This window comes from Actinoplanes sp. NPDC049598 (assembly GCF_040675435.1).
Taxonomy (GTDB): Bacteria; Actinomycetota; Actinomycetes; order Mycobacteriales; family Micromonosporaceae; genus Actinoplanes.
Map to the genome: position 1 here is coordinate 123,151 of NZ_JBFAOX010000003.1, position 16,185 is coordinate 139,335.

Below are 16,185 nucleotides of genomic sequence, written 5' to 3' on the forward strand. Positions count from 1 at the left end.
ACCATGACCCACATCGACGATCTGGCCGCCTTCGTCTCCGCGTCCCCGAGCTCGTACCACGCGGCGGCCGAGGTGGCCCGCCGGCTGACCGAGGCCGGGTACGTCACGCTCGACGAGACCGCCGACTGGCGCGAGCAGGTCCGGCCGGGGGCGCGGCTGCTCATCGTGCGGGACGGCTCGGTGATCGCGCTGGCGATCCCCGAGGGAGCGGACGCCGGCACCCCGTTCCGGATCCTCGGCGCGCACACCGACTCGCCCGGCTTCAAGCTCAAGCCGAAACCCTCGTCGGTCTCCTTCGGCTGGCTGCAGGCCGGCGTCGAGGTGTACGGAGGTCCGATCGTCGCCTCCTGGTTCGATCGTGAGCTGGAGCTGGCCGGACGGGTCGTGCACCGGGACGGCACGACCCACCTGGTCCGGACGGGTCCGTTCGCCCGCATCCCGCATCTGGCGATCCACCTCGACCGCGAGCTGAACAACGGGTTCGCCCCCGACCGGCAGCGCGAGGTCCAGCCGGTCTTCGGTGTCGGCGGCGCGCCGGACGCCGATGTGGTCGGCCACCTGGCCGGGCTGGCCGGCATCGACAGCGAGGCGGTCGCGGGCTACGACATCGTCACCGTCGACAGCGCCGCCCCGGCCCGTTTCGGCCAGGACGGGAAGCTTTTCGCCTCGGCCCGGCTCGACAATCTCTCCTCGGTGCATGCCGGGGTCACCGCGCTGCTGGCGGCGGAGCCGGCGGGGGCCATCGCGATCCTGGCCGCGTTCGACCACGAGGAAGTCGGCTCCGAGAGCCGCTCCGGCGCCGCCGGGCCGTTCCTCTCCGACGTGCTCGAGCGGGTCTCGTCCGCGCTCGGCGGCGACCGGGCCGACCTGGCCCGGGCCATCGCCGGCTCGTGGTGCCTGTCGTCCGACGCCGGCCACGCGGTCCACCCGAACCGCCCGGAGAAGCACGACCCGGTCAACCGCCCGATCGCCGGCGGCGGCCCCCTACTCAAGATCAACGCGGTCCAGCGCTACACGACCGACGCCACCGGCGCGGCGCTGTGGGCCCGCACCTGCGCCAAGGCCGGCGTGCCGTGGCAGGAGTTCGTCTCCAACAACGCCGTCCCCTGCGGTTCGACCATCGGCCCGATGACCGCCGCCCGCCTCGGCATCCCCACCCTCGACGTCGGCGTCCCGCTCCTCTCGATGCACTCGGCCCGCGAGCTCACCCACGTCGACGACCCCGCCTACCTGGCTGCCGCCGTTACAGTCTTCCTCTCCGCCGCCGCATAACTGGCGAAGGGGAGGCTGCCAGAAGGCCCGCCCGCAGAGGGAAAGCCGACCCCGCGGCAAAAGGACCGCCAGCTAAGGGCCGTCCCGGCCCGGGGGCGGCCCGCCCCAGCAAGACCCGTTGCCCGAGAAAGGCCCCCGAGTGAGGCCCCCGCGGAGGGGAAATCGCGGAGGACCGCGCGGCGGAGGGGAAGCCGCGGAGGGCCGCGCGGAGTAAGAAGCCCGCGGTGGGAATGCAGGCACGTAAGGGCCCGGCCGTTCAACGGCCGGGCCCTTATCTCTGGTGGGTTCTAGTGGCGCCGGATCAGAAGCGTCCACCGCCGAGTTCGCGTGAGGCGCGGTGCTGGGCCTCCATGGCTACTCGACGGGCGGGACGGTGTGCCTCAGGTGTGTAGTCACTCTGAGGCCGACGCATTCGGGCACGGGACAACGCTTCTTGGAGGAGTCTCATCTTCGTTCCGTTCGGGTTCATCTCGATGCTCGGCTTTCGGGTCAGGGGGTTGGGGAGGGTGTTCATCTCAGGCCGCCAGGCTGACGGACTTGCGGGAGTCGAGACCGTTCGCGGCGAGCCGCTCCTCGACCTCGTGGGCCAGCTCGGCGTCGCGCGCCACGTCGGCCTTACGGGGACGGCCACGGGGCCGCTTGCGCGGAACCACGGCGCCGCGCTCGAAGATCTCTCCACCCCAGACACCCCAGGGCTCGTTCCGCTCGACCGCGCCGGCCAGGCACTCGACGCGCAGCGGGCAGTCCCCGCAGAGCGACTTGGCCAGTTCCAGCTGGGCCGGGGAGTCGGAGAACCACATGTCCGGGTCGAACTTCCGACAGGGCAGGTTTGCCTCGATCTCGACGCTCACGTCGAGTGGGGCCAGCGCCAGACTCATAAAGCCCGGTCACCTCTCTCTTCTCGTCGATCTTCTGGATCGCCTACAGGTCGTGCATCCGGCCGGTGAGCCGGCAAAAAAGTAAGGCCGCGGATCCCGGTTACGGGTTCCGCGGCCTCGAGGTGAGCCGGAGGTCTGTTTGTCAGACCGGCCTTCCTCGAGGCGGGACACCGCTGCCACCATCCGTGTAGCGCTTGGAGATGGAGACATTGCTGCCCTTGAACCCAGTGGTGCTGTTGGCGCCGCCGCGACCCAGTTCCGCCAGCTCGGCCTGAACGGAGACCTGGTGCACCCGCGACACCGGAGCCCGCTCGGCAGCCGGCGCTGCCACGGGGGCAACCAGCTGGAGAGCGAACGGAGCGCAGGCAAGGGTCAGCGGCGTCGACGGTCGCGTCATCGTCATCTCGAAGATCTCCATGTCTGCCACCTCCTCCATGTGCTTGCACTCGTGTCGTGATCTCGCCGAACGGAGCCGCTCGGTGAGCTGTGTCCTGAGGCTATGCCTGCCCCACAACGAGGCGCAAACGAATTAACGGGTTGATTCTCAAAGTTTTTTCGGGGCCGCTCAAACCGGGTCCGCGCCGCCGACCAGAGCGAACACCGCCTCGCCGTACTGACCGAGCTTGCGGGGCCCGATCCCGGCGATCGCCAGGAGCTCGGCCGGGGTTCGCGGGCGGCGTTCGGCGATGGCCACCAGAGAGGCATCGGTGAACACCACATAAGCAGGCACGCTGAGCTCCTCGGCGGTAGTCGAGCGCCAAGTCTTCAGACGCTCGTGGAGATCCTCGTCGAGGTCCGACGGGCAGGTCGGGCAGCGGCCCAGTTTGCGGTCGGCGCCGGCCAGGAGGGTGGCCCCGCAGATGCGGCAGGAGGAGACCTGCGGGCGCCGTCGGTCGGGTTTCCGACTCCGGTCGCCGGCCCGCTCGGTGGTCGAGTGGCGTTCGAGCTGCGGCAGGAAACGGCAGGGCCGCCGGGCCCGGCCACCCGACGCGCGCATCTGCCCGTACGACAGCCACAGGTACTGCCGGGCCCGGGTGACCCCCACGTAGAGCAGGCGGCGCTCCTCTTCGAGCTGCTCGGGCGTCTTCGCGTACGTCGTCGGAAGTGTCCCGTCGGCCAGACCGGCCAGGAAGACCGCGTCCCACTCGAGGCCCTTGGCCGAGTGCAGCGAGGCCAGGGTGACCCCGGCGACAGTGGGCGCGTGCTGCTGCTCGGCCCGGCGGGCCAGTTCCTCGTTGAAGCCGGCCAGCGTGAGGTCGCGCTGCACGGCGCCGGCCTGCCCGATCGCCTCCAGGGCGGGGTTCTGGGCGTACTCCTCGGCCAGCGTGACCAGGGCGGCCAGGGCTTCCCACTGCTCGCGGGCGGCGCCGCCGGTGGGCGGCTGACCCTGCTGCCAACCGGTCGCCGCCAGGCCTTCGACCACGGCCTGCACGAGCGGGGTCTCGCCGGGGATGGAACGGACGGCCGCGCGCAACGCGATCATCGCCTGCCGGATCTCGGTGCGCTCGAAGAACCGTTCGGCGCCGCGGACCACGTACGGCACCTCGGCCTCGGCCAATGCCTTTTCGTACGTCTCGGATTGCGCGTTCATCCGGAAGAGCACGGCGATCTCGCTGGCCGGGGTGCCCGCGGCGATCAGGTCGCGGCATTTCTTGGCGATCGCGGCCGCCTCGCCCGTCTCGTCCGGGAAGATCTTCAGCTCGGGCTCGGCGCCGGGCGGCCGCTGGCCGACCAGCTCCAGCCGCAGCCGGGCCTCATTGCCGCGGGCCTGCCGGATCACGGCGTTGGCCAGGCCGACCACTTGCGGGGTGGAGCGGTAGTCGCGGACCAGCCGGATCACCACCGCGTCGCGCCGCTGCCGCGGGAAGTCGATCAGGTACGACGAGGTGGCGCCGGTGAACGAGTAGATCGTCTGGCTGGCGTCGCCGACCACGGTCAGGTCGTCGCGCCCGCCCAGCCACGCCTCCAGCAGCCGCTGCTGCAGCGGGTTGACGTCCTGGTACTCGTCGACGACGAAATGCCTGTACTGGGCGCGGATCTGCTCGGCCACGTCCGGGTGGTCCTCGATGCCCCAGACCGCGGCCCGCAGCATGTCCTCGAAGTCGATCACGCCCTGCCGCCGTTTGAGCTCCTCGTAGGCGGCGAAGACCTCGGCCACCTTGGCCGGCTCGTACGGCGGCTCGCGCAGCGCCTTGGTCGCCGCCACCGGGTACTCCCCCGGCTCGACCAGCGACGACTTGGCCCACTCGATCTCGCTGGCCAGGTCGCGGGCGGCGGTGCGGTCGGCCCGTACGCCGACTCGGGCCGCCGCCAGGCCGACCACGCGGGCCTTGCTCTCCAGCAGCTCGGGCATGGCCCGGCCCTCGAGCAGCCGCGGGGCGAAGTAGCGCACCTGGCGCAGCGCCGCCGCGTGGAACGTCCGCGCCTGCACGCCGCGGGCCCCGAGCTCGGTGAGCCGCGACCGCATCTCGGCGGCGGCGCGGGCGGTGAAGGTGACGGCGAGGATGTGCCGCGGGTTCACCTCGCCGGCCAGGGTCCGGTAGGCGATGCGATGGGTGATCGCCCGGGTCTTGCCGGTGCCGGCCCCGGCCAGGATGCAGACCGGGCCCGCCGGGGCGGTCACCGCCGTCCGCTGTTCGGGGTCGAGCCCGGCCAGCACCGCATCAGTCAGCACAACAGGGAATCATGACACCCGGGCCGGGCGTTGTGCCTGAAGGCGCTGTGCCATGTGACCCAGCCGAAGGAGCCCTGACCGATGTTGACCATGTACTCGACGTCCTGGTGCGGATATTGCCACCGCCTCAAGTCGCAGCTCGACCGCGAGGGCATCGCCTACGACGTGGTGGACATCGAGCGTGAGCCGGCGGCGGCCGACTTCGTGATGAGCGTCAACGGCGGCAACCAGACGGTGCCGACCTTGAAGTTCGACGACGGGTCGGCGCTGACCAACCCGTCCATCGTCCAGGTCAAGGAGCACCTGGCCGCGCTCAGCGCTAGCTGACCTCTTCTTCTTTTTCCTCTTCCCCGGTCTCCGGCTCGACCTCCGGGGGTGGGGCGGAAACCGCGACGGCGAGTTCCTCGGCCTGTCTGACCAGGCCGTCGAGCTCGCCGTCGGTCATTGCGAGCTCATCGGCCAGCGAGGCCGACAACAGCAGATGTACGCCGGCCCGCACGGTCTCGTCGATGTCGTCCACCGGGACCTTCTCGCCCAGCGCCTCGCGCACCAGCATCTCGGCGTCGAGCGCCGGCAGGGCCGCGGCGGCGTGGTAGTTCACGGCGGTGGCCACACTGCGCCCGATCTCGGCCAGCGGGCTCTCGGGGGTGAAGCGCCGGCGGACCATGAGACCGAAAGCGATCTCCCAGACCCGCCGCTCCGTGTCGCCCGCCGGCACGCCCAGCCGGACCGGGACGTCGTGCCGGGCCACCGCCCGCAGCAGGTGACCCAGCCGCGGCGGCGGGGGGAACAGGGCGCTCACCGGGCCCGCTCCGCCCGGCGCTCGGCCTGGTCGACGAGATCGAGCAGCTGGGCCTCGGGGATGCCGGGCGGCCGGACCAGGTCGCCCACCACGTAACAGAGCAGCTCGAAACGGCGCAGGTCGGGGATGCGGTACGCGAGGTCGGGTTCGCCGACCGCGGACCGGATCACCGCCTCGGCCTCGCGCGCGAGCACGCCGTCGGTCGGCAGCGACTGGTACTGCAGCAGGTCGCGCACGTAGCCGGTGACGTCGCGCGGGTCGCGCCCGACGAAGCTGCGGCGCACCGCCACGGTGAACAGCTCGCGCAGCAGCCGGACGGCGCTCGGCGAGTCGCTCAGGCGGGACAGCGACCGCGCCGGGTGCTCCTCGCCGAGCGCCTCGAGGACGTGCCGGCCCGCCGCGGTGGCCGCTCTGACTAATGTCCCGTTTTGTCCCACAGACAGATGGTAATCACCAACTACGGAATGAGTGCCGGAATGCTGGAGTCCAGCAGGCCCTGCTCCCGGAGCGCGCCGTAGAGCGGGGTGGTCTGCGGGAAGTGACCCCAGGCGTGATCGCCGCCGCCGTCGCCGGCGTGCCCGAGCAGCTGGCGCTGCACGGGGTTGAAACCGGCCCACTCGGGCCGGTTCGGCAGGTCCGCGGTCTCGTCCCGGCCGGCGATCCAGCGGTACGTGTAGCCGAAGAACGCGCCGACGCGGGTGACCGGCGAGTAGTTGTCCGAGCGGGCGTGCCACAACCGCCGGTCGAACACGACGAGATCGCCCGGGTTGGCGGTGATCTGCACGGCGCCCTCGGGCTGGGGCCACGGCACGCCGCGGGTCGGCGGGCCGGGCAGCCAGTTCGTTTTGTGACTGCCGGGAAGAACGGTGAAATTGCCGCGGCCGGGCTCGCTCACGTCGGACAGCCAATAGGCCAGCTTGACCGACATCATCGGGCGTGGATCGGTTTCGATCTCCCGGTTCTGCCGGCCGCCGTCCTGGTGCCAGTGCCACCATTCTTTCTGCTTCTTCTGGATTTGCGGATGAACGTCGATGTGGGAGTGATAGACGTGCACGTTCCACCCCAGAAGCGACCAGATGTAGCGGAAGGCCACCGGGTGGTCGAGCAGGAAGGCCAGCTCGGGCAGCGAAGTCACCGCCGAGAGCTGGTGCAGGGCGCCGGTCGGCCCGAGGCCGTGACCGCCCGGCTGCCCGGCGCGCTCGAACGCGCCGAGAACGGCGGTGCGGGCTATGTCGATCTCAGTCGGCGACAGCACCCCGCGAACGACAAGAAACCCGTCCCGGTCGAATTGAGCGCGCTCGTCGATCGTCATCGGGGCCCATGCGGGCGCTTCCACCTGCGTCATCGGCTCTCCACCTTTCAGTCTTTGTATAGCGAAGACTGCTTGGCAGTGGGCCGAGGTTGCCGACGAAGCAGAAAAAGTTTCTGATTAGAAAAGTTTCAAATCCGCAGCCAGCTCTCGATGAGATAGAAAGCAATCGAAGAAGGCATCGGCAGGCCCATCCGGACACCCGTTTCCGGGTGCTGATAGTCGCCCGCGATCATCTTCGCGATGTCGTCCCGGGTGAACCAGTGGGCCTCGTCGATCTCGGCCGGATCGAGCGTGAGGGGCTGCCCCGGATCGGCCGTCGCGTGATAGCCGAGCATCAGCGAGCCCGGGTAGGGCCAGGACTGGCTGCCCGCGTACCGCAGGGAGGTCAGCCGGAGCCCGACCTCCTCACCCACCTCGCGCACGACGGCCGCCTCGGTCGACTCGCCGGGCTCGACGTAGCCGGCCAGGCAGGAGAAGCGCAGGCCGCCGTCGGGCGCCGCCCCCCAGGTGGCGTTGTGCCCGAGCAGGCAGCGGCCCTGCGGGCCGGGCTCGCCGTCGTGCACCAGCACGATCATGGCCGGGTCGGTACGCGGCCACATCGTGTTGCCGTCGGTGTCGACCCGGGCCCAGCCGGCCTCGATCGCCTTGGTCGGCTGGCCGGTGCGCGGCGAGAACTTGTGGCTCCGGTGCCAGTTGCCGAGGGCGGCGGCCGTGGTGAAGACGCCGGCGTCCCGGTCGCTGAGCAGGTGGCCGACGTCGCGCAGGGTCGCCGCCCGGGCGCCCTCGATCTCGGGCAGCGGCGCGTCGATGGTCCAGAGCGGGGTGCCGTCGCCGTCCTCGCCGAGGAACCAGTGGTCGCCCTCGGGGGCCTCGGCCGGGCCCAGGAGCACCAGGGCGTCGTCCTTGACCAGGGCCCGGCCGCCCTGGGCGAGGTCGACCACGAGGACCAGGCCCCGCTGCCAGGCCGCGGCCAGCCAGGCCTCGTCCGTACGGTGGTGGGCGGCCCGGTCGAGGGTGGTGCGCGCCAGGGGCGGCGAACCGGGCTGCTCGTGCAGGTCGGGTTGCTCCGGAGCGCTCACTCGGCGCCGCGTTCCACGGCCGTCAGGGCGGAGAGCGGGCCCTGCACCTTCTCGGCGTCGCCCAGCACGACGGTGACCGCCTTGGCCGGCGCCAGGAAGCGCGAGGCCACCTCGGCCACCTGCTCGCGGGTGGCCGAGGAGAGCGCGGCCGTGTACTCCCGCAGGTGGTCCAGGCGCAGGCCGAAGCCGGCGTACATGCTGGCCAGCCCGGCCAGCCCGGCCTGGGTCGACATGCCGAGCCGCAGCGTGCCCAGAGCATAGCGCCGGGCCTGCTCGAGCTCCTCCTCGCCGGGCGGCAGGCTGGCGATGCGGCCCAGCTCGTAGAGGGTCTCCAGCAGCGACGGGCCGGTCACCTCGGTGGCCACCTCGGCCGCCACCATCAGCGTGGAGCCGGCCGCGAAGTGCTCGATGCCGGTGTGCGGGCCGTACGTGTAGCCCTTGTCCTCGCGGATGTTCTCCACCCAGCGCGACGAGAAGTAGCCGCCGAAGACCAGGTTGGCCAGCTGCAGGGCGGCGTAGTCGGGATCGGTGCGCTCCAGGGCCGGCAGGGCCATCCGCAGCGACGACTGGACCGAGCCGGGCCGGTCGACCAGCAGCAGCGGGCCCGGCTCCAGGGGCGGGGCCGGCGGGATCCGGCCGTCCTTGGCCGGGCCGGTCCAGCTGCCGAGCGCCTTCTCGGCGGCGTCGATGGCCTTCTCCGGGTTGATGTCGCCGACCAGCACGAGCACGGCCCCCTCGGGGCGGACCCGGTCGGCGTGCAGCGCCCGCAACTGGGCCGGGCGCACCGCGCGGACCTGCTCCGGCTCGGGCGTCTGGATCGCGTACGGGTGCTTGCCGTAGACCCGCTTGAGCAGCGCCGTGCGGGCCAGGTGGGCCGGCTGGCTCTGGGCGACCTGGATGTGGTCGATCAGGCGGTCGCGCTCGGTGCCGACCTCGTCGTTCGGGTAGGCCGGGTCGGTCAGCACCGCGGCCAGGATCTCCAGCATCCGGTCGAGGCCGGACGCCAGCGAGTTGCCGCTGATCAGCAGCTTGTCCGGGTCGAGGCCGGCCGACAGGCCGCCGCCGACCGTCTGCAGCTCAGCCGCGATGTCGACGCTGGTCATCGTGCCGGTGCCGGTGAACAGCGCCTGCGACAGCAGGGTGGCCCGGGGCAGCGGCGTCTTGCCGAACGGCACCCGCAGCCGCAGCTCGACCAGGGGGACGGCCGGGCGCCGGATGGCGATCACGGTCAGGCCACCGGCGATCGTGCGCTCGGCCTCGCGCGGGAGCTTGAGCTTGGCGTCCGGGATCAGGTCGGGCAAGGACTTCGTACTCATGCAGTGGCTCCCGGGAGGACCTCGACAGTGGCACGCCGCTCGGGACGGAGGGTGGCCGCGGCGGCGACGATCTGCGCCTCGGTCACCTCGCCGACCAGCTTGGGCAACTCGTTGAGCATCTCGGGACGGCCGCGCTGCAGCTCGAGCACGGCCATCGGCAGCGCCCGGCCGAGCACCGCGTCGGTGTCCCGCAGCAGATGGGTGGCGATGCGGGCCTGGGTCCGCTCGAGCTCGCCGGGTCGCAGCCCGTCGGCCGCCAGCCGGTCGAGCTCCTCGTCCACGGTGCGCAGCACCTTCTCGGCGTCGCCGCCGGGCGGCATGTGCGCCTGCAGCAGCAGCGCGGTCGGGTTGCGGACCTGGAACTCGTCGCCCATGAAGCCGATGTAGCCGCCGATGCTGGTCACCGTGCGGTCGCGCTGGACCAGCCGCTCGACCAGGCGGGAGGCGTCGCCGTCGGTGAGCACCTCGGCCAGCACCACGAACGGCAGGTAGTCCTGGAACGAGCTGATCGGGTCGGGCACGCGCCAGGCGCTGGCCACGCCGGGCAGCGGGGCCAGGCGGTCGGTGTACGTGTCGCGGCGCTCGCCGTCCAGGTCGGGCTCGTCGAAGTCGGGCCGCTCGGGGGCCGGCCGGGCCGGGACGTCGCCGAAGTGGCGCCGGATCATCTCGGTCGCCGTGGCCACGTCGAAGTCGCCGGCCACCGCCAGGGTCGCGTTGCCGCAGGCGTAGTAGCGGTCGAAGAAGTTCTGCGCGTCGTCGACGGTGGCGCTGTCCAGGTCGCCGAAGGAGCCGTACCCGTCGTGGGCGTTGGCGAAGGTCCGGAACATCACCGGCGGCAGCTTGAGCCACGGGAACCCGCCGTACGGCCGGTTCATGACGTTGACCCGGATCTCCTCCTTGACCACGTCGATCTGGTTGAGCAGGTTCTCCTCGGTCAGCCGGGGCCCGCGCATGCGGTCGGCCTCCAGGAAGAGCGCCCGCTCGAGCGCGCCCGCGGGCAGCGCCTCGAAGTAGTCGGTGTAGTCGAGGTGGGTGGAGCCGTTGAAGGTGCCGCCGGCGCCCTGCACGTGCCGGAAGTGCGCCAGCTTCTCCAGGTTCTCCGAGCCCTGGAACATCAGGTGCTCGAAGAGATGGGCGAAGCCTGTCCGGCCCTCGGGCTCGGAACGGATGCCGACGTCGTAGACGACCGCGACACCGACCACCGGCGCGCTGCGATCGGGGGTCAGCACCACCCGCAAACCGTTGTCCAGGGTGAATCGCTCGACCGGATACTTCGTCGCGGGGATCTTGATTCTGCGCGCCACAAAATGACATTAGCGCCTTCCGGCCGCCGCCCGTCACCGAGCGGCCATCCCCCGATCGCATCCCGTCATCCGGGCGAGGGTTGACGCCAAAGTCTACTTAGACCATCATTCCTATCCGCTAGATAGATTAAGCAGACTTTGGCACGGGCGGTCAGGGGGATCCGTGTACGTCTCCGCACGAACCGACTACGCCGTCCGGGCGATGCTCGCCGTCACGGTGGAGCATCCACGCCTGGTCAAGGCCGCTTCGCTGGCCGCCGCCCAGGACATCCCGCTCAGCTTTCTGCAGGGCATCCTGCTCGACCTCCGGCGCGCCGGGCTGCTGCACAGCCACCGCGGCGTCGACGGCGGCTACGCGCTGGCCCGCCCCGCGACCGAGATCACGGTCGGCGACGTCGTACGAGCGGTCGGCGGCGCGCTGACCACCGTGCGCGGCCTGCCCACCGGCACCACGACCTACCGCGGCGCGGCCACCGGGCTGCGCGACGTGTGGGTCGCCGTCGAGGAAGCCATCGAGGGCGTCGTCGACCACAGAACCCTGGCTGAACTGTCGAAGGAGTAGTGAGCCATGAGCTCCCGCACTGTCCGTGCGCTTGCCCTTGCCGCCACCGCCCTGCTGTCCGTGTCCCTCATGGCCGCCTGCGGCGATGACGACGAGCCGGCCGCCGGTGGCAACGCCGAAGCGAGCGCCATCCGCCTCGGCTACTTCCCCAACATCACCCACGCCCCCGCCCTGATCGGCGTGAACAAGGGCTACTTCCAGAGCGCGCTCGGCAGCACCAAGCTCGAGACCAAGACGTTCAACGCCGGCCCGGCCGCCATCGAGGCGCTGTTCTCGGGCGCGATCGACGCCACGTACATCGGCCCCAACCCGGCCATCAACGGCTGGGCCCAGTCGCAGGGCAAGGGCCTGAAGATCATCGCGGGCAGCACCTCCGGCGGCGCCGGCCTCGTGGTCAGGGAGGGCATCAACAGCCCGGCCGACCTCAAGGGCAAGAAGATCGCCACCCCGCAGCTGGGCAACACCCAGGACGTCGCGCTGCGCGCCTGGCTCAAGGAGAACGGCCTGAACGCCGACACGCAGGGCGGCGGCGACGTCTCCGTGCTGCCGCAGGACAACGCCACCGCGCTGCAGGCGTTCGCCCAGGGCGCGATCGACGGGGCCTGGGTGCCCGAGCCCAACCAGAGCCGCCTGGTCCTCGAGTCCAAGGGCAAGGTGCTGGTCAACGAGAAGGACCTGTGGCCCAACGGGCTGTTCGTGACCACCCACCTGATCGTCACCCAGGACTTCCTCAAGAAGTACCCGGGCACGGTGAAGAAGCTGCTGCAGGGTCACCTGCAGGCGCTCGACGAGATCGAGAAGGACAACGCCGGCGCCCAGAAGGCGGCCAACGCGCAGATCGCGGCGCTCAGCGGCAAGCCGCTCAAGGACGAGGTGCTCGCGGCCGCGTTCAAGAACCTGACCTTCACCGCCGACCCGGTCGCCTCGTCGCTCTACACCAGCGCCAAGCACGCCGAGGACGTCGGCCTGCTCAAGCCCGTCGACCTCAAGGGCATCTACGACCTCGGGCCGCTCAACGAGCTGCTCAAGGCCGCGGGAAAGCCCGAGGTCAGCGACTCCGCGGCATGAGTGTCATCAGCCTGGACAAGGTGTCCAAGGACTACGGCGCCTTGCTGGCCCTGGACCAGGTCTCGCTGACCGTCGAGAAGGGCGAGTTCGTCTGCCTGCTGGGCGCGTCCGGCTGCGGCAAGAGCACCCTGCTCTCGCTCGTGGCCGGGCTCGACCAGGTCACCGGCGGGACGCTGGACATCGGCGGCCGCAAGGTGTCGCTGATGTTCCAGGAGGCCGCGCTCTTCCCCTGGCTCTCGGTCCGGGCCAACGTCGAGCTGCCGCTGCGGCTGCAGGGCGCGTCCGGGCCCGAGCGGCGTAAGCGGGCCGACGAGCTGCTCGAGACCGTCCGGCTGCGCGGCTTCGGCGACAAGCGGCCGCACGAGCTCTCCGGCGGCATGCGCCAGCGCGTCGCGCTGGCCCGCGCCCTGGCCCAGAACGCCGAGGTGCTGCTGATGGACGAGCCGTTCGGCGCGCTGGACGCGATGACCCGCGACATCCTGCACGACGAGCTCGAACGGATCTGGCGCGAGCAGGAGCTGACCGTCCTGTTCGTCACGCACAACGTGCGCGAGGCGGTACGGCTCGGCGACCGGGTCATCCTGCTCAGCAGCCGGCCGGGCCGGGTGATCGAGGACTTCGCGGTCACCCACGAGCGCCCCCGGCGCATCGACTCCCCCGAGGTCTCGGCCCAGGCGGCCGAGATCACCGACCGGCTGCGCGCGGAGGTGGCCCGCCATGCCCATTAAGTACCCGTCGGCCCGGGCCGGCCTCGAGGGCGCCGCGCAGGACCCGGCGCCGCCCGTCACCGAGAAGGCCGGGGTCGAGATCAGCGGCCTGGACGCGCTCGAGCTGCAGCCCAAGCGGGACAAGGGCCGGCTCGGCAAACGGGTCTGGCGCAGCGCCTGGCCCAAGCTGCTGGCCATCGCGATCGTGCTGCTGGTCTGGCAGATCGTGGTCTGGGCCGAGTGGAAGCCGATCTACGTGCTGCCCTCGCCCGAGACGGTCTTCAGCGACCTGGGCACGGTCATCACCACGGCCGACTTCTGGGACGGCGTACGGGTGACGATGACCCGGGCCTTCACCGGCTTCCTGCTGGCCGTGGTCATCGGCACGGTGATCGGGGCGCTGGTCTCCCAGTTCGCCCCGCTGCGGGCGGCGATCGGCTCGCTGATCACCGGCCTGCAGACCATGCCCTCGATCATGTGGTTCCCGCTGGCCATCCTGCTCTTCCAGCTCAGCGAGAGCGCGATCCTGTTCGTGGTGGTCCTGGGCGCGGCCCCCTCGGTGGCCAACGGCCTGATCAGCGGCATCGACTACGTGCCGCGGACGTGGCTGCGGGTGGGCCAGGTGCTCGGCATGCGCGGCTTCGCGAAATACCGGCACCTGATCCTGCCGGCGTCGCTGCCGTCGTTCATCTCGGGGCTCAAGCAGGGCTGGGCGTTCTCCTGGCGCAGCCTGATGGCGGGTGAGCTGCTGGTCATCGTGCCGGGGGCGCTCTCGATCGGCGTACGCATGCAGCAGGCCCGCGACCTCAGCGACTCCAGCCTGGTCATCTGCTACATCATCGTCGTCCTGATCATCGGCATCCTGATCGACGTCCTCTTCAACGCCGCCGACAACAAACTGCGCAAACGGTGGGGTCTTAAAGAGGCCTGACCGACTTCAGGACGTCGTCCACTACGTAGTCGAACTGCTTGTGGGTGCCGGGGATCGATACGTACAGCACCGCCGCCGTGGTCTTGCCGACGTCGATGACCGCCACCGCCGACAGCTCGTCGGTGGCGGTCAGCCCGGGCGACTTGAAGTGCAGGCGGAACTCGCTCACCCAGGCCGGGCGCCCGCCCAGCGTGGTCAGCTCGTCCCGCATCGCGTCCATCGTGTTGGGCTGCGGGTAGTACTCGGCGCGCACGTCCGCCGCGACCTGACGGCCCACGCACTCCAGGTTGAGCGTGACCGCGTCGTTGTCGGCGGCCGGCACCGCGGCCGACAGGATCGACGCGTGGTAGCTGCCGCCGCTGTACTGCTCGGTCACGAAGTGCTGACCCACCTTGTACGGAACCTCGAGCGTCCCGGCCCGCCACACGGTGTCCCACGGCACCCAGGGCGCGCCGTACGCCTTGTAGGAGATGCCGGCCTCGGTGTCGGTGGTCCTGCGGCCCGACTCGGCCGGCGGCGCGGTCGGCGCCTGGGTCGCGCCCGCGCTCGGTGACTCGCTCGGCGCCGGGCAGGCCTGGGCCAGCGGCGGCCGTACGTCCGTGGGAGCCGACGCCTGATCGCGGAACGGATTGGTGTCGGCCGAGAACACCACGATCAGCAAAATGGCCAGACCTATGGCGAGAATCGCGCCGGCGATCGCGGCGAAGATTTTGATCTGCCGCTTCTGCCGGTCCTTGTCATCGCCCGGCGGCGGCTCGGGCGCGGGGTCCGACGGCGGCGGCTTCAACGGCACGCCCGTGACGAGCCCGGAGCCGAAGCCACCGCCCGGTCGTTGCCACGTCTGGTCGGACATGAATCCCAGTGAACACCACGATCGTGAACGAGCCCTAGACGGCCCCGAGCAACCCCAGCATCTGGTGCCACATCGCGGGCGCGACGCCCGTGGGGTCGGAAAGAGCCGCATACCACGGGGCGAAGGCGACAACGATGACCATCGCGACGCCCAAGGCGGCGAACCCGCACACGAACGCCAGCTCCCGGCGGGCCGAGGGACCCCGCATATCGGCGCCTTCCGGTCGAACCGGCCGCCCTCGACCGGTGAAAAAAGAACAGATAATTGATAGACGCTCGGTAGGGGCGATCCGTTGCACGCGGCCCAGGAGAAATTCAGCGAGTTCCGCTACCGTCTTGCCATGGAACTCGTGTATCCCCCGGTGGTCGCGTTTGCGAAGACATGGTTCCGCGCGCTCGACCTGAAGATCCAGGTGGACGGAGCCGAGCACATCCCCGCCACGGGCGGGGCGGTGCTGGCGAGCAACCACGTCAGTTATCTCGACTTCATCTTCTGCGGGCTCGGCGCCCAGCCGGCCAAGCGGCTGGTCCGCTTCATGGCCAAGAAGTCGGTCTTCGACCACAAGATCAGCGGCCCGCTGATGCGCGGCATGCGGCACATCCCGGTCGACCGCGACGCGGGCGCCGCTTCGTTCCGCGCGGCGACCCAGGCGCTGAAGGACGGCGAGGTGGTCGGCGTCTTCCCCGAGGCGACCATCAGCGAGTCGTTCACGGTGAAAGAGCTCAAGTCGGGCGCGGTCCGCCTGGCCCGTACGGCCAAGGTGCCGTTGATCCCGATGGTCGTCTGGGGCCCGCAGCGGCTCTGGACCAAGGGGCACAAGAAGGAGCTGGGCAAGCGCCACGTACCGGTCATCATCAAGATCGGCGAGGCGATCGAGATGACCAAGGGCGTCTCGCCCGACGCGCTGACCGCCATCCTGAAAGAGCGGCTCAGCGCCCTGCTCGACGCCGCCCAGCGGGCCTACCCGGAGAAGCCCTCGGGCCCGGACGACCGCTGGTGGCTGCCGGCCCACCTGGGCGGCACCGCGCCCCTGCCCGAGGCCGCGGCCGTCTGACCCGGCGAGGAACGAAAACGGCGCCGCACCCCGGGGGATGCGGCGCCGTTCTTGTCGTTCTACCTGCTACTGATCAGGACAGAGATCAGAGCGGGCGGATGTTCGCGGCCTGCGGGCCCTTCTGGCCCTGCGTGACCTCGAACTCCACCCGCTGGTTCTCGTCCAGCGAACGGTAGCCGGAAGTCTGGATAGCGGAGAAGTGGGCGAAGACGTCGGCGCCGCCGTCGTCCGGGGTGATGAACCCGAAGCCCTTGTCCGCGTTGAACCACTTCACAACGCCGGTAACCATGCTCGTCTCCTCGACGGTCGATCGTTCCCGACCATTATGGACGGGAACGAGGTAGTAAGACCCGCACTTCGCGAGTCTCGTGCT

General features: G+C 70.7%; 19 protein-coding genes. 7 read left to right on the top strand and 12 right to left on the bottom strand.

The features are described from left to right. Positions 1 to 3 precede the first annotated feature (3 nt). Entirely contained in the window at positions 4 to 1,272 is a 1,269-nt protein-coding gene (locus tag AB0J66_RS09205) for a M18 family aminopeptidase (RefSeq protein WP_364657667.1), read from the top strand. A gap of 515 nt (positions 1,273 to 1,787) precedes the next feature. Here AB0J66_RS09205 and AB0J66_RS09210 read toward each other — a convergent pair. The 3 genes from AB0J66_RS09210 to AB0J66_RS09220 form a co-directional block, all read right to left on the bottom strand. After that, entirely contained in the window at positions 1,788 to 2,150 is a 363-nt protein-coding gene (locus AB0J66_RS09210) for a WhiB family transcriptional regulator (protein WP_364657670.1), read from the bottom strand. Between the two features lie 142 nt (positions 2,151 to 2,292). Further along, positions 2,293 to 2,568: a hypothetical protein gene (locus AB0J66_RS09215; protein WP_364657673.1), complete on the bottom strand. Its 276-nt coding sequence runs from the start codon at positions 2,566 to 2,568 to the stop codon at positions 2,293 to 2,295. Between the two features lie 147 nt (positions 2,569 to 2,715). Beyond that, positions 2,716 to 4,824, bottom strand: coding sequence for an ATP-dependent DNA helicase UvrD2 (locus AB0J66_RS09220; RefSeq protein ID WP_364657675.1), 2,109 nt, complete (start codon positions 4,822 to 4,824; stop codon positions 2,716 to 2,718). 81 nt (positions 4,825 to 4,905) lie between these two features. Between AB0J66_RS09220 and AB0J66_RS09225 the strand changes: the two genes are divergently transcribed. Further along, positions 4,906 to 5,151, top strand: a complete 246-nt coding sequence (locus AB0J66_RS09225) for a mycoredoxin (protein WP_364657678.1) — start codon at positions 4,906 to 4,908, stop codon at positions 5,149 to 5,151. Here AB0J66_RS09225 and AB0J66_RS09230 read toward each other — a convergent pair. The 6 genes from AB0J66_RS09230 to AB0J66_RS09255 form a co-directional block, all read right to left on the bottom strand. After that, positions 5,144 to 5,626, bottom strand: coding sequence for a hypothetical protein (locus AB0J66_RS09230; RefSeq protein WP_364657680.1), 483 nt, complete (start codon positions 5,624 to 5,626; stop codon positions 5,144 to 5,146). The two genes, AB0J66_RS09225 and AB0J66_RS09230, sit on opposite strands and share 8 nt — an antisense overlap. Beyond that, a complete protein-coding gene (locus tag AB0J66_RS09235) occupies positions 5,623 to 6,063 on the bottom strand; it encodes a hypothetical protein (RefSeq protein WP_364657683.1) in 441 nt (146 codons plus the stop codon). Before AB0J66_RS09235 ends, AB0J66_RS09230 begins: the two co-directional genes overlap by 4 nt. 20 nt (positions 6,064 to 6,083) lie before the next feature. Next, the gene (locus AB0J66_RS09240) at positions 6,084 to 6,971 is read right to left on the bottom strand and encodes a phytanoyl-CoA dioxygenase family protein (RefSeq protein ID WP_364657685.1); all 888 of its coding nucleotides are present in this window, start codon (positions 6,969 to 6,971) and stop codon (positions 6,084 to 6,086) included. Between the two features lie 95 nt (positions 6,972 to 7,066). Next, positions 7,067 to 8,017 (bottom strand): NAD(+) diphosphatase, encoded by a 951-nt coding sequence (nudC, locus tag AB0J66_RS09245; protein WP_364657687.1) that lies wholly within the window; start codon positions 8,015 to 8,017, stop codon positions 7,067 to 7,069. Further along, positions 8,014 to 9,333, bottom strand: a complete 1,320-nt coding sequence (locus AB0J66_RS09250; RefSeq protein WP_364657690.1) for a pitrilysin family protein — start codon at positions 9,331 to 9,333, stop codon at positions 8,014 to 8,016. The genes nudC and AB0J66_RS09250 overlap by 4 nt, the downstream gene beginning before the upstream one ends. Beyond that, on the bottom strand, positions 9,330 to 10,637 hold the full coding sequence (locus tag AB0J66_RS09255; protein ID WP_364657692.1) for a pitrilysin family protein: 1,308 nt from the start codon (positions 10,635 to 10,637) through the stop codon (positions 9,330 to 9,332). The genes AB0J66_RS09250 and AB0J66_RS09255 overlap by 4 nt, the downstream gene beginning before the upstream one ends. A 163-nt stretch (positions 10,638 to 10,800) precedes the next feature. Between AB0J66_RS09255 and AB0J66_RS09260 the strand changes: the two genes are divergently transcribed. The 4 genes from AB0J66_RS09260 to AB0J66_RS09275 are packed head-to-tail and all read left to right on the top strand — an operon-like array spanning position 10,801 to position 13,905. Then, on the top strand, positions 10,801 to 11,199 hold the full coding sequence (locus AB0J66_RS09260) for an Rrf2 family transcriptional regulator (protein ID WP_364657694.1): 399 nt from the start codon (positions 10,801 to 10,803) through the stop codon (positions 11,197 to 11,199). 6 nt (positions 11,200 to 11,205) lie between these two features. Beyond that, positions 11,206 to 12,267, top strand: coding sequence for an ABC transporter substrate-binding protein (locus AB0J66_RS09265; protein ID WP_364657696.1), 1,062 nt, complete (start codon positions 11,206 to 11,208; stop codon positions 12,265 to 12,267). Then, positions 12,264 to 12,995, top strand: a complete 732-nt coding sequence (locus AB0J66_RS09270; protein WP_364657698.1) for an ABC transporter ATP-binding protein — start codon at positions 12,264 to 12,266, stop codon at positions 12,993 to 12,995. The genes AB0J66_RS09265 and AB0J66_RS09270 overlap by 4 nt, the downstream gene beginning before the upstream one ends. Further along, complete coding sequence (locus tag AB0J66_RS09275) at positions 12,985 to 13,905, top strand: ABC transporter permease (RefSeq protein WP_364657700.1); 921 nt, start codon at positions 12,985 to 12,987, stop codon at positions 13,903 to 13,905. The genes AB0J66_RS09270 and AB0J66_RS09275 overlap by 11 nt, the downstream gene beginning before the upstream one ends. Here AB0J66_RS09275 and AB0J66_RS09280 read toward each other — a convergent pair. Further along, positions 13,892 to 14,758, bottom strand: coding sequence for a hypothetical protein (locus tag AB0J66_RS09280; RefSeq protein WP_364657702.1), 867 nt, complete (start codon positions 14,756 to 14,758; stop codon positions 13,892 to 13,894). The genes AB0J66_RS09275 and AB0J66_RS09280 overlap by 14 nt on opposite strands. 34 nt (positions 14,759 to 14,792) lie before the next feature. Further along, complete coding sequence (locus AB0J66_RS09285; protein WP_364657704.1) at positions 14,793 to 14,966, bottom strand: hypothetical protein; 174 nt, start codon at positions 14,964 to 14,966, stop codon at positions 14,793 to 14,795. A 132-nt stretch (positions 14,967 to 15,098) separates the two neighbouring features. On the opposite strand from AB0J66_RS09285, the gene AB0J66_RS09290 reads away from it, so the two are divergent. Further along, positions 15,099 to 15,812, top strand: coding sequence for a lysophospholipid acyltransferase family protein (locus AB0J66_RS09290; protein ID WP_364657706.1), 714 nt, complete (start codon positions 15,099 to 15,101; stop codon positions 15,810 to 15,812). 85 nt (positions 15,813 to 15,897) lie between these two features. Here the strand turns inward: AB0J66_RS09290 and AB0J66_RS09295 are convergent, their stop codons facing one another. After that, positions 15,898 to 16,101, bottom strand: a complete 204-nt coding sequence (locus tag AB0J66_RS09295) for a cold-shock protein (RefSeq protein ID WP_015625344.1) — start codon at positions 16,099 to 16,101, stop codon at positions 15,898 to 15,900. Positions 16,102 to 16,185 lie beyond the last annotated feature (84 nt).

Bases quoted from the DNA above. Each gene is read 5' to 3' on its own strand.
- AB0J66_RS09205 (WP_364657667.1), top strand. From the start codon at position 4: ATGACCCACATCGACGATCTGGCCGCCTTCGTCTCCGCGTCCCCGAGC.
- AB0J66_RS09290 (WP_364657706.1), top strand. From the start codon at position 15,099: ATGGAACTCGTGTATCCCCCGGTGGTCGCGTTTGCGAAGACATGGTTC.
- AB0J66_RS09285 (WP_364657704.1), bottom strand. From the start codon at position 14,966: ATGCGGGGTCCCTCGGCCCGCCGGGAGCTGGCGTTCGTGTGCGGGTTC.
- AB0J66_RS09215 (WP_364657673.1), bottom strand. From the start codon at position 2,568: ATGGAGATCTTCGAGATGACGATGACGCGACCGTCGACGCCGCTGACC.
- AB0J66_RS09280 (WP_364657702.1), bottom strand. From the start codon at position 14,758: ATGTCCGACCAGACGTGGCAACGACCGGGCGGTGGCTTCGGCTCCGGG.
- AB0J66_RS09225 (WP_364657678.1), top strand. From the start codon at position 4,906: ATGTTGACCATGTACTCGACGTCCTGGTGCGGATATTGCCACCGCCTC.
- AB0J66_RS09240 (WP_364657685.1), bottom strand. From the start codon at position 6,971: ATGACGCAGGTGGAAGCGCCCGCATGGGCCCCGATGACGATCGACGAG.
- AB0J66_RS09295 (WP_015625344.1), bottom strand. From the start codon at position 16,101: ATGGTTACCGGCGTTGTGAAGTGGTTCAACGCGGACAAGGGCTTCGGG.
- AB0J66_RS09210 (WP_364657670.1), bottom strand. From the start codon at position 2,150: ATGAGTCTGGCGCTGGCCCCACTCGACGTGAGCGTCGAGATCGAGGCA.
- AB0J66_RS09270 (WP_364657698.1), top strand. From the start codon at position 12,264: ATGAGTGTCATCAGCCTGGACAAGGTGTCCAAGGACTACGGCGCCTTG.
- AB0J66_RS09275 (WP_364657700.1), top strand. From the start codon at position 12,985: ATGCCCATTAAGTACCCGTCGGCCCGGGCCGGCCTCGAGGGCGCCGCG.
- AB0J66_RS09250 (WP_364657690.1), bottom strand. From the start codon at position 9,333: ATGAGTACGAAGTCCTTGCCCGACCTGATCCCGGACGCCAAGCTCAAG.
- AB0J66_RS09265 (WP_364657696.1), top strand. From the start codon at position 11,206: ATGAGCTCCCGCACTGTCCGTGCGCTTGCCCTTGCCGCCACCGCCCTG.